This is a genomic window from Sphingobacterium sp. UME9, from assembly GCF_014170215.1.
GTDB classification, from domain to species: domain Bacteria; phylum Bacteroidota; class Bacteroidia; order Sphingobacteriales; family Sphingobacteriaceae; genus Sphingobacterium; species Sphingobacterium paramultivorum.
This window is the reverse complement of the sequence record NZ_LZZP01000003.1, coordinates 984,923-997,371: the sequence shown is the minus strand read 5'-3', so window position 1 is coordinate 997,371 and position 12,449 is coordinate 984,923. Positions and strand designations below refer to the sequence as shown.

Below are 12,449 nucleotides of genomic sequence, written 5' to 3'. Positions count from 1 at the left end.
CCGCTTTTTGTTTATTTAGTTTATACTATTTCATCCATTTCAGAACCAAATAGAACCCGATTGCCGTTGCAGATAGGGTCAATGCAGTTGCCCACCATAGTGTTGTAAAACCAAAGGAGTCGACTATGCTTGTCCCTAAAAGTGGTGAAAATATATTTGCAGCTGAAAAAGCAAGGGAATTGAAGCCCATGTATGCTCCTTGTGTTTTGGGTGTCGAGCGGTTAACAGAAACCGTTGCCATAAAAGGTAATGTCAGCATTTCGCCAAGACCAAAAATAAAGAATGTGAAATATAACCAACCCAGCCCGCCTGTAAAATTTAGCATGGCATAAGAGCTGGCACATAAAAATGTTCCAAAGACGAGCGTGCTAATTAACGAAAATCTTTTTTCAGCGATATGGACGATAAACATCTCCAGCAATACGATAACGAAACCACTCCAACCGAGTAGAAATCCGATTTGGTGATCGTTCAAATGATGAACCTCACGGTAGAAAAGTGGTAAAGTCGTAATCAGCTGAAAGAAACAAAATGAGAAAATACAACAAAAGATATTGAATAAGACAAAAGGCAGGTCTGTATAAGGATTTCGTCCTTTTTGAGGCAATTTGTTTTCGGAAGTAATCTCTTTTTTTGATTTGATATCGCTTCTTTTTTCTCGTTTATGAAAAAAGACAAAGAAAATCACTGCAGCGCAAAGGACGGCAAAAGAATTTCCATAAAAGATCCAATTGAATGAGATGGTGGCCAAAAATCCAGCAACTGCTGGGCCGATTGAAAATCCCAAATTTATGGCTAGGCGATTCAATGAAAAAGCACGCGTGATATTTTCTGGTTTAGCGTAACTCGCCACTGAGACCGAGTTTGCAGGTCTAAAGGCATCAAAGATTAAGCTTAAGGTAAAAATCATGATGGATAATGACTGCACCTCTTTGAAATTTGGAATCAGTAAGAATAAAGGAGCGGCTAATACGAGACTTCCAAACTGAACCTTGAAACTACCAATCCGGTCAGTCAGCCAGCCACCTATATAGGAACCACAAACGGAGCCGAATCCATAACTCATCAATACCACACCAACTTGTTTAATGTCAAAATGTAGAACCTGGGTCATGTAGAGTCCAAGAAAGGGAATCACCATACTTCCCATTCTATTAATAAGCATGACTATGGCAAGTAGCCATGCGGCTTGAGACAGTCCCTTGAAGGAGTCGAGGTATATCGATAAAATTCTTTTCATTAAATGATGAATCAGCTTGTATAGATCGTATAAGTTTTTTAATTCATACGTCTTCTTGTAATATTGGTAAAAAAAATGCCAAATTGATTAGTCAACTTGGCATTTATTAAAATTAGATCATATTATGCCAACATGGACTCTGGAATTGTAGGATTGACCTGATAGGTACTTGCGACCATTTGTTTCTTCTCAGACCCCGGCTCCATAATAAAGTCAATACGTCCTAGATTAATCCCGGCAAAACCGACTTGATTCACAACGGTCTTTGTTCCTTTTAAATTTGTAACCAGTGTTGGTTCATTTAAGAAGGTGTGGGTATGGCCGCCGATAATTAGGTCGATGTCCGAGGTTTTAGCGGCAAGGATCAGATCCGATACTTTATCGTTTTCATATTGATAACCTAAATGCGATAAACAGATGACCAAATCACATTTGTGTTTTTCCTTCAATATGCGGACCACCTTGTTGGATACTTCAATAGGATCCAAATATTTCATTCCCTTGAAGTTATTGGGGTCAACCAATCCTTCAATATCTACCCCTAGTCCAAACACACCTATTTTTATTCCACCTTTATGGAATATGGTATAATCCTGGGTTTTCCCCTCCAATACAGTCCCTTTGAAGTCGTAATTGGCTGTTAAGAATGGAAATTTAGCGTGATCCAGGTACTTTACAAGGCCGTTAAGACCATTGTCAAATTCATGATTTCCGAATGTTCCCGCATCATAACCCAGCTTTGTCATGAGATCAAGTTCAAGTTTTCCTCCAAAAAGATTAAAATAGGGGGTACCTTGAAACATATCGCCTGCATCTAGTAATAGAAGGTGTTCTTCTTCTTTGCGGATTTTATTGATAAGTGTACTTCTGCGCGCAACACCAGCCAATCCCTGATATTTACCGCCGTCCATCGGAAACGGTTCAATACGGCTATGAACATCGTTGGTATGTAAAATTGTAAGCTTTACCTTTTTGCTCTTCGCGTCGACTTGAAAAGGAAGTGATCCCAAAGCAACTGCAGCAGAAAATCCACCAACTTGCTTGATAAATGATCTTCGGTTAATTGATTTTAATTCTTCCATCTAATTCTGCATTTACTTTTTTGCCTTCTTTCGTTAATTCACTCACATATTCAATCAAACCTTCACGCATACGTTGCGGATAATCTGCCCGCGATACAGGTTGTGTCAACAGGGTAAGGTTGTCACCACCATTAGCAAGATAATCATAGGTCACTAGTTTATATAACTTATCGTCTTCAATAGCTTGACCTTTGATCTTGATGTCCTGAACTTTGTTGCCTGTAATTGTCAAAGTCATTCCAGCAATAGGTTGACCATGTGTTGTTGCAATATAGTCAGCAAGCTGACGAATTTGACTACCTTTAAGTTCAAGGATGGTCAATGTATTCTCAAAGGGCATAACCTCGAAAATATGTCCTACGGTAATATCTCCTGCTTTAAGGTCGTTTCGAATCCCACCCTTTGTTGCGAACGCTAAATCCGCAGGGTTATGGGCATTATGTTCACTCATCCACAACAAGGCTTCACAAAAAAAGTTGCCCATTAATGTTTCCGCTGTTTTCTCTTTTGTCAATGCCTTGTCCGCATGTCCAATCACACGGTTCATTTCCGCTTCCATTTTGTGCTTGAAGGGCTCGTAGATTGATACGACTGCAGGATCAGCTTGCATATCGCTATTGATATGATATTGTTGGAAATCTTTTTGCGTTGGATGGAGCTGTTTTGTACAACCTGTAACCATCAAAAGCGAAGCGACACCAAGGCTACCAATAAAGGCAATTTGCTTCGATATATTCATTCTTTTTAATTTAACCAAATACTTTGCAAAGTTAGCCAATTATATATGAACAAATCTTATCCAATGTTAGCTAATTTTTAAAAACAACAAAAGCTTAACATTGTTACACATTAAGCTTTGTCCATATAATTAGAAAAATAACAACCTAGTGAACTAATTCCGTGTCAGGAATAGTATTGGCATCCATTTGGCGATCTGCTGTTTTCAAGTTCTCCAGCTTATTACCTTGTTGGAGGATCTTTTTCCTTTTGCTGCGCGACGACAGTTTGGTGCGATACGCTTTCCAGTTCATCAACAAGACTGAAAATAGAATAACGGCTAAACCGACAATTTGCAAGGAGGTTACCACGTGCGAAGTGAAAAAATGACTTAAAATAAGTGCAATAATTGGGTTCACATACGCATAGGTACTTACTTCCATTGCTGGACGCACCTGCAATAACCAAATATAAGAGCTAAAAGCAAGAATTGAGCCAAATGTAATTAAATACCCCAAATTGAACCAGTCTACAGGTGCCACACTACGCAGTGTAAATGATGTATATTCACCGGTAAAAAGTGCCGTGATATTAAAGAGGACACCTGCGGTAACCATTTGCCAAGCGGTCTTTACCATAACATGTAGATCCTCTTTTTCTTCTTTTTCAGATTTTTTAAAATACTTGGAAATCAATGAACCTACAGTCCAAGCGACAGAACCCAATACTAAAATCGATAAGGCAATCACCTTAAGGGTGCCATCTGTATTGTCATTGGTTGCCATGATCTGTTCAGCAAACAGCATCACAACACCACAGAAACCTAATGCTACACCAGCAACTGTGCTAATGCTGCTAAAGTTTTCTTTCCATTTTGGTTTGTCCAATAATATAAACCAGATTGCAGCAGCAGCAGCAATAATAGCGGCAACACCACCAGATACATATTGCTCCGCCCAGATAACCCCTGCCATATCGACAAAGAGCAATAAAAAACCTACGATTGCGGCCTCCTGAATAGAGCGCTTGTTAAATAATTTATATCCTTTTATGGCGCAATATGTCATTAGGATTGCACTGGCTGCAACAAATCGAAACGAACCCAAAATAAATGGGGGGAAACTATGTAATGCTTTTTCTATAAAGAAAAAGGTAGAGCCCCATACCACATAAATAATGAAATAAGCAACAACAACCATTACTGGACTAGCTGCCTTTTTTTGTCCTTGCAACATAATTAAACCTCCTTTCTATTACTCAGGTATCACAACCTGCTGATCTTCCTTGACTGTCTGAAGTACAATTGTTGTTCTCGTTGAAATAATACCTTCAACTTTACTTAATGTATTCCGCATAAGATCCACTAGACCTGTAGAATCTGCAGTTCTTACTTTAATAAGGTAACCATCATCACCTGCAATGTCATGTACTTCTTGAACTTCGGGGATTTCGGCAAGTGCCAACCCTACACCCTGTTCGCCAATAATATCATTGGCTTTGATAAAAATAAACGATAAAAGTTTTTGATCGACCGCGGCAGGATTGATCTTGGCACTATATTTTAAAATCACATCTTTTTGCTCAAGCTTCTTTACGCGCTCGAGGATTGCTGATGGTGCCATGCCTAATTCTCTTGCGATATCAGCATTGTTGATCCGTCCATTATCCTGCATTAAGCGCAAGATTTTATAGTCGACTTGGTCTAAATTATATTCTACTTTTGTCATTTCGACTGCAAAGGTAGGTAAAAAAGTATAATATTCAAAATTATTTATATAATTCTGAATATTATTCTGATAACACCGAAATGTATGTGAATTTTATTCGAATTCATTGTAAAGAAATCTTAACCATTTGGGCTATGGTGCTGAATGTAAGTATATTGCTTTTTAGGGAGCTTAGGGGTATAATTCAACAATTATACCTTTTTCTTAATTTCAGAATAATATTTCTTGTAGACAGGATGACGCCCAATCCAATCAGACAACCTAAACAGACGCAGCCAAAGCGATCCAAGGCGGCGAAGTAGGAGCGGCTTTGCTGTTCATGAAGGTAGACGATAATTAGTGCGACCATAGATGTTCGCGCCACAGCCATGATGTTGAGTAGCTTACATGTAATCAACGACGCGACAATGCCGATAATCATGGCATACAGTTGCGAAATAGGTACAAAATATAAACTAAGACCGATTGCCGAACCTATAAAATTGGATTTAGCGCGATCGATAGCTATTTTTTTTGATTCATTCTCTTGTGGCGAAATGACCAGTATAATCGATATGAGTGTCCAAGAAACAGAATACTGGGGAAAGGATACAAAGAGTGGGTAGCCTATAAGGAAGCCAATCAATACCCGAATGGTGTATATAATAAAATCAGAATGAAGCGTATAGCGAAGGAATAGATTACGCATATAAGGAAGATATCAATCGTTAACTAAATGATGTAGCACCACAAAAATACACGCATTGTTTGAAGGAACGAAATAAAATTGACTTTTGTGGTAAATTACCCTGTTTTGCGTTTTTATGCGTTTTTTGTTTTTGATTTGTGCGTTTCTTGCATTCATCTCTTTTTCCGATGCATAAATTTGACTAAATTTGTTTCATACATTAAATGCAGATTAAGTGAAAGATCAAAATCAATTAGCCTTATTAGCGTCTCAACTCAAGGGGGAGCTCTTTTATACCGATGAAACCAAGGATCAAACAATGTTGCTTGCCTATTCGACCGATGCGTCTGTTTATCAGGAAAAGCCGTTGGCTGTAGCAATACCAGCTGATATTGATGACATTAAAAAATTAATTGATTTTGCGCAGCAGCATAGGATAACTATAATACCCCGTACTGCTGGTACCTCTCTGGCGGGACAGGTTGTAGGCCATGGTATTATTATGGATATTTCTCGTCATTTTACCGGTATTATTGAACTTAATGTCGAAGAGCAGTGGGTTCGGGTGCAACCTGGCGTGATCCGTGACGACTTAAATAGTTATCTTAAACCATTCGGACTGATGTTTGGGCCAGAAACTTCGACGGCAAGCCGTGCCATGGTAGGCGGAATGATTGGCAATAACTCTTCGGGTTTACATTCTATTGTTTGGGGAGATACACGGCACAATTTGATTTCGGCCAACGTACTTTTGGACGACTGTTCTGAAGCGACATTTGAAACGATTGATGAGGCAACTTATTTTAAAAAGTTATTATTAACTGGTCGTGAGGGTGATATCTATCGTAATATGAATGAATTATTGACAGATCCACAGCATTTAAGTGCCATAGAAGCGGGCTACCCCAAACGATCCATCACAAGAAGAAATACCGGTTATGCATTAGATATTCTTGCCGATCGTTCGGCCCCTTTCAATATGTGTAATTTATTAGCGGGATCCGAAGGAACTTTGGCTATCGTTACAGAAGCGAAACTCAAACTGATGTCCTTACCACCTCAGGAACTAGGTTTACTCTGTGTTCACTTTGCAGATATGGTGGAGTGTATGCATGGCAACGTGATTGCCCTGGAGCATAAGCCAGAAGCATCTGAACTGGTAGACAAATACATCATGGATTTCACGGTTGGGCATCCAACCTATAAGTATAATCGTTTTTTTATAGAGGGGGATCCCCAGGCTTTATTGATTGTTGAGTTTAGGGGGCAGACAGCAGCTGAAACAGAATCGAAAGCGATGGCCTTGAAAGCGGATCTAATTGCCCGTGGCTTAGGATATGCCTATCCTTATATTACCGGTATTGAACAGACGAATTTAGTTTGGGATGTGCGCAAAGCAGGACTTGGTTTAATCCGTAATTTGCCTGGGGACAGTCAGCCTGTAAATTTGATTGAAGATTGTGCTGTTTCACCTGAGGACCTACCTGCTTACGTGAGTGATATTCAAAAGCTTTTGATAGAAGAGGGAGTACATGCATCTTATTATGCGCATGCAGGAGCGGGAGAGCTGCATATCGAACCCTTTGTAAATCTGAAAACTGCAGCGGGGAAACGTACTTTTCGTTCAATCCTCGAAAAAACGAGTGATCTTGTATTAAAATATAACGGTTCGCTAAGTGGAGAGCACGGTGATGGTCGCCTACGCGGAGAGTTTATTGGCAAAGTGCTTGGTGAAAAAGTTTACAAATTACTTGAAGATGTAAAATCCATCTTTGATCCACAGGGTGTTTTTAATGCAAATAAGATTGTCAACACACCGCCAATGGATTCTCATCTGCGTTATGACAACGATAGCAACCGAACAGAAATAAAGACCTACTTCGATTTTTCTAAAGATGAGTCTATCCTTCGGTTGGCGGAGAAATGTTCAGGTTCGGGAGATTGCCGCAAGACTGAAATTACCGGTGGAACAATGTGTCCGTCGTTTATGGCTACGCGCGATGAAAAAGATACAACACGGGCGCGGGCAAATATGCTGCGTCAGTTTTTAACAAATTCCACAAAGAAAAATCGTTTTGATCATGAAGAGATCAAGGAAGTCATGGACCTCTGTTTAAGCTGCAAAGGCTGTAAAACGGAGTGTCCTTCCAGTGTGGATGTAGCCAAAATGAAAGCCGAATTTTTGCAGCACTATTATGATGAGCATGGTGCGGGATTTAGAACAAAATTAATCGCTAATTTCACCCAGTCTCAGAAACTCGGATCGTGGATTGCACCTCTTTATAATTTTGTGGTCAAAAATGATTTCTTGTCAGGAATGGTCAAAAAAACAGTAGGATTTGCGCCAAAGCGTTCCTTGCCAACAGTCAATGGAACGACCTTAACCCAATGGGTAAAAAAACAAGCGGCGGTAAGTGATGCCAAGCGTCGTGTTTACCTTTTTTCGGATGAGTTTACCGAATATAATGATGCAGAGATCGGTATTACAGCATACAAATTATTGACGGCATTGGGGTATGAAGTAGTCATTCCAAAACATGTACAAAGTGGGCGGACTTATCTTTCCAAAGGGTTTGTGAAAGAAGCAAAGAAGATTGCGAATCAAAATATCCATTTCTTAAAGGGATTAATTACGGATGATACGCCACTTTTAGGTGTTGAACCATCAGGGATAATTACATTTAGAGACGAGTATTTAAGTTTAGTAGACGATGATTTACGAGTTGACGCACAAAAAGTAGCCAAAAATGCGTTGATGATTGACGAATTTCTGTTGACTGAAATGAAGGCAGGACGTATTCATCCGGAACAGTTTACTGGAACAACAAAAAAGATAAAGCTGCATGGTCACTGTTACCAAAAGGCTTTTCACCTCGTGACTGTGACAGAACAGGTTCTATCATTTCCAACGAACTTTAGCGTAGAAACTATTCCTTCGGGCTGTTGTGGTATGGCAGGGTCATTTGGTTATGAGGCTGAACATTATGATGTTTCGATGAAAGTGGCCGAGCTGGTTTTGTTACCAACCATACGTAAAACATCATCCGATACTTTAATTGCTGCGGCGGGTACTTCCTGTAGGCATCAGATTAAAGATGGTGTAGGAAGAAAATCTTATCATCCTGTGGAAATTTTATACGATGCTTTATTGAAATAAAATAAAAACATTGATAATAGTTGTTTGTTATCAGTAATAATGGTAATATTATAAGAGCAATATTCATTAATAACTGATAACAAACAATTCAATATGTACAAGATTCAATCTATAGCATTTCTTGCAACCGCTACGGTGCTGATGGCTAGTTGCGGAAATTCCAATCAAAAGAAAACTGATGGAAGTGATACAACAACGGTTAACAAAATTGAAGGTGTAAAAATCGAACAATTTACGAATGGTACACCGGGTGCAGAAAAGAAGAACTTTTTTCTACGTATCACAGATGAGATCTTAACCGATTCAAGTCGGATCTATATCACAAAATCTCTTTACAAACAAGATACTGTAGGAGCGAAGTTTGAGGTTGTAGATTTTATACCCGCAGGTATAATAGATGGCAAGCCGAGTGATGACGTCGGTTTTACCAAAGGTAAAATTAGAATCTCGTCATCGGGTCAACAGTCTGACAATTTAATTAAAGCGTTAGGTGACTTATTTCAGACTCCTACAACGGATTCTTTTACAAAAGATGTAATTCTTCCGAATGTGTTTTCATCCAATAAGGTGAATGCTGACTTATCCAAAAAAACAGCATATAGCTTTAAACTATTTTTGGACAATAAAAAAGCTGCTCCAGCGGAGCTCTTCTTTAATGTAGACACGTATAAGCATTCTATTGAGTTTTCTGAAAAAGATCCTTCGTTTCGAGCTGGATTGTTATCAGCGTTAACGGGCAAATAAACGGGTTTTGACATAGGGTAAGCTATATATGCTTATGTCTTATGAATAGATTGATCATAAAATAAAAAGGCTAGATGGATTCTAGCCTTTTTATTTTCGCAAAAAAAAGATAGATTTGTGCTAATATATTTAGTTTACAATGAAACGGTCCGGCACTGCAGATCTCCCATTACACTATGGAAAAGTACCAGCGTGGCTTTACGAACGTATGGCTTCCCTAGGTCGTTCAATAGTTGAAGTTATCCTAATGGATTATGGTAAAGATGAAGTTTTAAGAAGACTGGCGGATCCATTCTGGTTTCAGAGTTTTGGTGCCGTGCTCGGGATGGATTGGCATTCTTCAGGGATCACAACGGCTGTTATGGGGGCATTAAAACGCGCTATTAATCCAGATGCGAAGTCGCTGGGGCTTTATATCTGTGGGGGGAAAGGCAAATTGTCTATGCAAACTCCACAGGAACTACTTCAGTTGTCAGATCGAATTGGGTTGGATGGCAACGGCTTGATTCGCAGCAGTAAGCTTGTCGCTAAAGTGGATAACACAGCCATTCAAGATGGTTACCAACTGTATTTACATAATTTTATCGTAACAGATCGTGGTAATTGGTCTGTTGTCCAGCAAGGTATGCATGAAAAGGATGGGACTGCTCGTCGCTACCATTGGCATTCTGAAAAGGTCAAATCGTTCGTTGAAGAACCTCATGCTGGTATCAGTGGGCCTTCGCAAGGTATAATCCTTAACTTGACAGCTGCAGAAGCGGCAGCCAATAGAGCAGGTATTATGACTATAGTGGGAGAGGATTCAACTAAAGTAATGCAAGATTTCGCTAAACTTATTATGCCATCTCATCACGATGTACGTGCTGCAGATGTTGACTTGAAGAGGTTGGGAGCGATGTTGTACGTCGCCCGAGAAAGTCAACCAAGCCATTTTGAAGACCTACTGCTTTTAAAAGGAGTTGGTCCCCGCACGTTACAGTCATTGGCCTTGGTTAGTGAGGTGATCCATGGAGCTCCTTCACGGTTCAACGACCCCGCACGATTTTCGTTTGCTCATGGCGGAAAAGATGGACATCCTTTTCCGGTTCCATTAACCATTTACGATGAGAGCATTCAGATTTTACAAAAAGGTGTTGAAAAATCTAAACTGGGTTATGGTGAAAAGTTAAAATCAATAAACAAGTTGCACCAGATCGTGCTGGATAGCGAAAAAGATTTTCAGCCTCAGTTTGATATTCAACAGATTATAGCGGAGGAACGAAGGGATTCTTGGAAGTATGGGGGCAGAACAGTCTTTGGAGATGCAGAACCTTTGAGAACAAAAGGAAGGGGTTTGCAATTATCACTTTTCTAGCGGAAATCTACGGATTGTAATTGTTTTGTTAAAATGTGTTAAAGATCGTTAAAATTATTTGTACGCTAGTATATTTGCTCCGCAATGAAAGCGGTTATTACCATACTCCTTTTCCTATGCTTCTTATTTATCAGAAGCAGTAATAGCCATGCTGTGCTCATTGAATCCGATCGACCAGCTGTTAGTTTTATGTTTCAGCATAATCATGCTGACGTGCAGAAGTATATTGATGCATCGGTTGATCACATCGATCCGCTATTTTATGGTAATATACATAGTGATAATCCCGTTATAGAGGAGTTTGATGCCGAGAATTTTCAATTGACCAAGGATTTGCAGGTAACGTCTCAATTTGTTGCGCTGCTGCTTTTTGCAATTGTCCTTTTTGTTTTTGTTTTTCGATTTGCAAAGAGGATTCCTTTTTGCAATTTCATAGCCTATCTTTTCCCTCAAAGATATGTTCTTCAACAAAACTGGAGAATCTAAAACATACCCTTCGAAATTTCATATGCTTTGGTGGATATCTTAAGGGATGCTCCATTGCGTTGTAATCGATTTGTACAATCCATTAACAAGTCGGAACGACCATAAGCCAAAGTAGAGGTTATTTCACCAACCAGCACAACAAACAATCAAACTTATTTTTTTAATTAGACGCTTACAAATGAAAAGAGTATTTATGCTCGCTAGTTTGGCTATTAGCTTATGCCAAATCGGGTGTACTTCCAAAAAGGAAGAAAAGGAAGAAAAAGAGAAATTTACAGCGACCTCTCCGGTACAAATGGATACAACTATCCGTAAGGATTTTGTCTCCCAGATTAGATCTTTCCGAAATATTGAGCTTCGGGCTCAAGAGAAGGGCTATCTTGAGCAGATTTTCGTGGATGAAGGACAATTTGTCCATAAAGGGCAATTACTTTTTCGGATTATGCCGAAGATGTATGAGGCCGAATACCGCAAATCTTCTGCAGAAGTTAATGTAGCGGAAATTGAAGTTCAAAATACAAAAACATTAGCTGATAAAAATGTTGTATCGCCCAACGAACTCGCTATGGCTAAAGCGAAGCTTGAGCAAGCCAAAGCTGAGGCAGCGATTGCAAAATTACATCTCTCCTTTACAGAAATCAGGGCACCTTTTGATGGAACGATTGATCGGATTCCATTGAAATTGGGAAGTTTGGTGGATGAAGGCGAATTATTGACAAGTCTATCCGATAATAGTGAGATGTTGGTTTATTTCAATGTTTCCGAACCAGAATATTTAAGTTATCAAACTAACGTGAGTAAACGCGGGGATACCCATGTGGGCCTCTTACTTGCCAATAATGAGCTATTTGCTCAAAATGGTCTTGTAGAGACCATAGAAAGTGAATTTAACAGTGAAACAGGAAATATTGCTTTTAGAGCGAAATTTCCCAACCCAAACCGTCTATTAAAACATGGCGAGAGTGGCAAAGTGGTGATGAACTTTCCGTTGAAACAGGTTTTAATTATTCCACAGAAAGCGACATACGAAATGCAGGACCGTAAATATGTGTATGTAGTCGATAAGGATGGCAAATTAAAAGCTCGTCATATCACAATTGGTAACTCCCTACCAGATCTGTATGTGGTAACGAGCGGACTTCAAAAAGATGATAAATTTTTGTTGGATGGTATTCAGAAAGCGAAAGAGGATGATAAAATCAGCTACAGCTTTGTGCAACCTAAAGACGCCATTTCAAATTTGAAGTTAAAAACAGAATAGACCCTTACACTTAA

Annotated in this window: 11 protein-coding genes; 5 read left to right on the top strand and 6 right to left on the bottom strand. The window is 39.3% G+C overall.

Annotated features, from left to right (window positions below; all coding sequences use genetic code 11):
- Window positions 1-25 precede the first annotated feature (25 nt).
- From A9970_RS05745 to A9970_RS05720, 6 genes are all read right to left on the bottom strand, one after another.
- Window positions 26-1,240, bottom strand: coding sequence for an MFS transporter (locus tag A9970_RS05745; RefSeq protein ID WP_182981622.1), 1,215 nt, complete (start codon window positions 1,238-1,240; stop codon window positions 26-28).
- A 122-nt stretch (window positions 1,241-1,362) separates the two neighbouring features.
- Window positions 1,363-2,322 (bottom strand): bifunctional UDP-sugar hydrolase/5'-nucleotidase, encoded by a 960-nt coding sequence (locus A9970_RS05740; protein ID WP_182981621.1) that lies wholly within the window; start codon window positions 2,320-2,322, stop codon window positions 1,363-1,365.
- Window positions 2,300-3,061, bottom strand: coding sequence for a 5'-nucleotidase C-terminal domain-containing protein (locus A9970_RS05735; RefSeq protein ID WP_232475530.1), 762 nt, complete (start codon window positions 3,059-3,061; stop codon window positions 2,300-2,302). Before A9970_RS05735 ends, A9970_RS05740 begins: the two co-directional genes overlap by 23 nt.
- Window positions 3,062-3,206: 145 nt before the next feature.
- The gene (locus A9970_RS05730; RefSeq protein ID WP_182981620.1) at window positions 3,207-4,274 is read right to left on the bottom strand and encodes an EamA family transporter; all 1,068 of its coding nucleotides are present in this window, start codon (window positions 4,272-4,274) and stop codon (window positions 3,207-3,209) included.
- Window positions 4,275-4,292: 18 nt separating this feature from the next.
- Window positions 4,293-4,766, bottom strand: coding sequence for an Lrp/AsnC family transcriptional regulator (locus tag A9970_RS05725; RefSeq protein ID WP_046673335.1), 474 nt, complete (start codon window positions 4,764-4,766; stop codon window positions 4,293-4,295).
- A gap of 184 nt (window positions 4,767-4,950) precedes the next feature.
- Window positions 4,951-5,454, bottom strand: coding sequence for an FUSC family protein (locus A9970_RS05720; RefSeq protein WP_075992664.1), 504 nt, complete (start codon window positions 5,452-5,454; stop codon window positions 4,951-4,953).
- A 214-nt stretch (window positions 5,455-5,668) separates the two neighbouring features.
- Here A9970_RS05720 and A9970_RS05715 point away from each other — a divergent pair, with 214 nt between their 5' ends.
- From A9970_RS05715 to A9970_RS05695, 5 genes are all read left to right on the top strand, one after another.
- Window positions 5,669-8,590, top strand: coding sequence for an FAD-linked oxidase C-terminal domain-containing protein (locus tag A9970_RS05715; RefSeq protein WP_310889266.1), 2,922 nt, complete (start codon window positions 5,669-5,671; stop codon window positions 8,588-8,590).
- A 93-nt stretch (window positions 8,591-8,683) separates the two neighbouring features.
- Window positions 8,684-9,334 carry a hypothetical protein gene (locus tag A9970_RS05710; protein ID WP_153847333.1) on the top strand — a complete coding sequence of 217 codons (651 nt, stop codon included), beginning with the start codon at window positions 8,684-8,686 and terminating at the stop codon, window positions 9,332-9,334.
- Between the two features lie 139 nt (window positions 9,335-9,473).
- The gene (locus A9970_RS05705) at window positions 9,474-10,688 is read left to right on the top strand and encodes a DUF763 domain-containing protein (RefSeq protein ID WP_182981619.1); all 1,215 of its coding nucleotides are present in this window, start codon (window positions 9,474-9,476) and stop codon (window positions 10,686-10,688) included.
- Between the two features lie 84 nt (window positions 10,689-10,772).
- Entirely contained in the window at window positions 10,773-11,174 is a 402-nt protein-coding gene (locus A9970_RS05700; protein ID WP_182981618.1) for a hypothetical protein, read from the top strand.
- A 178-nt stretch (window positions 11,175-11,352) separates the two neighbouring features.
- Window positions 11,353-12,435, top strand: a complete 1,083-nt coding sequence (locus A9970_RS05695; protein WP_145326753.1) for an efflux RND transporter periplasmic adaptor subunit — start codon at window positions 11,353-11,355, stop codon at window positions 12,433-12,435.
- Window positions 12,436-12,449 lie beyond the last annotated feature (14 nt).